Annotated in this window: 2 protein-coding genes; both read right to left on the reverse strand. The window is 68.0% G+C overall.

All coding sequences use genetic code 11. From position 1 onward, the window contains the following. Positions 1–2 precede the first annotated feature (2 nt). On the reverse strand, positions 3–230 hold the full coding sequence (locus KME75_RS42020; RefSeq protein WP_219420635.1) for a CbtB-domain containing protein: 228 nt from the start codon (positions 228–230) through the stop codon (positions 3–5). A 40-nt stretch (positions 231–270) separates the two neighbouring features. After that, positions 271–735, reverse strand: a complete 465-nt coding sequence (locus tag KME75_RS42025) for a hypothetical protein (RefSeq protein WP_219420638.1) — start codon at positions 733–735, stop codon at positions 271–273. Between the last annotated feature and the right edge of the window lie 131 nt (positions 736–866).

Genomic DNA, 866 nt, shown 5'->3' on the forward strand with positions numbered 1-866 from the left:
CTCTAGTGGCAGGGCAGGCCGAGCAGGTGCCGCCCGTCGTGGGCGAACTCGTGCAGGTAGTTGTTGCTGAACGCGTCCACGCCGAAGAACGGCGCCAGGATTCCCCCCTGGTCGAGGAACATCGCGTACAGCAGGAACACCGCCAGAGCGGCGATCAGCCCGGCGAGCACCGCGTCGCGCGCCGGCAGCGTGTCGATCGTGTTGGCGACGGAGCTGGACAGCGACGACATAGACGCACCTCATCCGCAGGAACGACCGCGCTCAGGGCCATTACATGAAAGCCTGTTCAGATGACAGCATGAGCGTCAGCCCAGCGAGCGTCAAGACCGGTTGGCCGGGCGTGAGCCGCGGGCCGAGGCGCGGCCAGCGCCTGCCGTGCGCGTCGGTCAGGGTCACGACCACGTTCTCAGCGGTCGGGCGACCGTGGTTCCGCACCTGCACTCGCAGTGGGCCCGGCCACTGCTCGGGCGTCCGCATGTCCTGCGACTCGTTGTTGCCCTGCCACACGTTGATGCCGATCCGCTCGAGGCGGAGCACCCGCCCCAGGGCCTCGAGCGCGTCCCGGGCTGCCTCGGTCGACCGCCGGGCCTGCCGCACGGCGGCCCAAGCTGCGACGATGACAGCGATCGCAGCGGCGGCGCCGGCAAGTCCGCTCACGGCGCTGCCGATAGCAACCGAGAAGTCGAGCCATTCCGGGAAGTCCGGCGTTGCAGGCGGCAGCGATGCGCGTTCCACGAGGTCGTCCTACCCGTCCTTCCACTCGATACCGACCACCTCGGCGGAACGAGGTCGAAGGTACTTGCACAGATGAACCCTGTTTGCGTCATACGAGAGACTCGACACGCCGTGATCGTGACGTCACCACG

This window comes from Pseudonocardia nigra, from assembly GCF_019396355.1.
GTDB classification, from domain to species: Bacteria; Actinomycetota; Actinomycetes; order Mycobacteriales; family Pseudonocardiaceae; genus Pseudonocardia; species Pseudonocardia nigra.